Source organism: Tabrizicola sp., assembly GCF_051645465.1.
Taxonomy (GTDB): domain Bacteria; phylum Pseudomonadota; class Alphaproteobacteria; order Rhodobacterales; family Rhodobacteraceae; genus Tabrizicola.
In genome coordinates this window covers 1-2,097 of record NZ_JBOFBI010000337.1, presented here as the reverse complement: position 1 = coordinate 2,097, position 2,097 = coordinate 1, and the positions used below count along the sequence as shown (strand labels likewise).

General features: G+C 58.4%; 1 protein-coding gene and 1 pseudogene. One reads left to right on the top strand and one right to left on the bottom strand.

Going from position 1 to position 2,097, the window contains the following annotated elements; all coding sequences use genetic code 11:
* Window positions 1-370 (top strand): S8 family serine peptidase (locus tag ACRCSW_RS21495; RefSeq protein ID WP_438707695.1); only part of this gene is annotated, 370 nt, incomplete at its 5' end.
* 1,128 nt (window positions 371-1,498) lie between these two features.
* On the opposite strand, the pseudogene ACRCSW_RS21490 reads toward ACRCSW_RS21495, so the two are convergent.
* Window positions 1,499-1,949, bottom strand: a pseudogene (locus ACRCSW_RS21490) (transposase).
* Window positions 1,950-2,097 lie beyond the last annotated feature (148 nt).

The window sequence follows — 2,097 nt, the reverse complement described above, 5'->3', positions numbered from 1 at the left end:
ACCCGCCTATCCGGGGGCTTATCCTGCAGTCGTTGCGGTGACTGCGGTTGACCGGAATGGCACGGTTTATCGGCGGGCGGGGCAGGGCGCGCATGTGGATCTGGCGGCACCGGGAGTGGAGATATGGACGGCGGCGTCGGTCAAGGGTGCGCGTCCAAAGACCGGGACATCATTTGCCGCTCCGTTTGTATCTGCGGCGGCGGCTGCACAACTTGCTGCCAATCCAGAGCTGACGGCGAACGAGGTAATTCAGCGGTTAACAGGATCGGCGAGGGACCTTGGCGATGCTGGTTTTGACGAGGTCTATGGCTATGGCCTCGTTCAAGCTGCTCCATCCTGCATGGGTAGCGGGCCGGTCGCTGCGCCGTAAGTCGTCAAGAGCGAGAATTACAGAATTCAGAACGACCTTATGAGCGCGGCGATCTAGCACGCCATCCGTCATCAGGGGGCTATGCGCCGTCAGGCGCGCTGGCATAGATTGCTGCTTTCGGATCTGGCATGTTAACTGGCGCTCGTTCGCCTCAAACAAATAGATCAGAGTCTCAACCTCGCTTTCCGTCGGACGGTGGTCCCGTTCCACGCCCTTTCCGATCGGACCCAGCCGTTTCAACGCAATCCGGGCAAGTGCAACCTGTTCGGTCGAGACTGACAACCCGTGAACGGCCGCCGCATGTGACAGAACAAGGCCGAGGGCCCCGATGTCGATACCAAGCGTCACTGGCCTCGCTCCAGCAGCCGAGCAAGCGCGTTCGAACGGGATCAACAGCTCGCGATCCAATGCCATGATCTTGATGACCCCCCATTCCCGTTGCAGCATGTGCAAAGTCGCGGCCTTCGACCGAAGGGGCGGTTTGCTGACAGCCGTCATGTCCTCTATGTTAAGCAGCACCAGTTTCCCCAAACTTCGTCAGCCGACCGATCCGCGCGCTGACCGGCGTTTCGTTGGGATCGACCGACAGCTCGGCTGAACGGGACCAACGGAGGGCATCGTCCCGCCGCAGGAAGGTTTCGTTGACGTACCGACCTTTGCGGCGGATCTGCACGCCCCACGAACCGGAGGAAAGCTTTGCGATGGTCGGTATCTCGTATGCAATTCGTGCGCAGTGAGTTGTCGTCGCGTTGAAAGAAGGGGTGAAAACGGGTATGGAGACGGGTATGTAGACGGGTATGGAGACGGAGGGCAGACAATCGGGATAACTATTTGGGAATGCAAAAAAATGACATAATATCAACCATATATACCTTCCATAGCACACGTGACGGACTGGACGGACTCGCGCAAAATTTGTTAGTTGAGGCATTAGCATTGCTGCATTCTCGTTGTGCCAAGTACCAACAGCACGGGCCGCATCCATTTCATTGCGCTGTACGCAGAATTGGGCTGAGTTGAGGGCCATCTTGGCCGCGTCCCGACTCAAGGGTCAGGCGCGTTCTCGTTTCACAGCTAAAACATGACCGTTGCGGTGAGGGCTACGGCGGAAAGAAAGACCTGGGGACATCAGTCATGGCGGGTGGCACCACGCCGCCAGTCTTTCAGCCTGCCGAGCATGATCTCGATCCTGTTGCGGCGCTGGTAGCGGCACTTGTCGCGCTTGATGGGCTTGCTGCGTGACTTCCGGCCCTGGATGCAGGGCTTAATTCCCTTGTCTTTTAAGGCGTTTTAAACCGGTCGGCCAGCAGCCACTCCGCCTTATTTGGGCGAAGCTGCGCTTGTCGCCACGCTGCTTCCAGCGATTGTGGAGGGTCTTCGTAGGACAATACTCTGCGGGCGCATCGCGCCACCGCGACCCATTGCGATTGATAAAGATAGTACCACTCAACACGCGCCGATCATCGAGGCGAGGCTTGCCGTGACTCTTGGGAAAGGTCGGTTCGAAGCGCGCCATCTGCGCGTCCGTGAGCCAGAAGAGGTTGCTCTTCGATTGATCTCCTTGCGGAGGCTGAATCATGCCGGAACGGCAAGTTCGATGGGTCCTGACCATAGCTTGGTGAGTCGGCACTTATCATCGGATCGCAATGTGCCCAGCTATGCTGTGACGGTGAAGCGTGAGGCATAGGGCAGGCTTGCGGCCCCAACGGCCTTGGGTGAATGGTGGA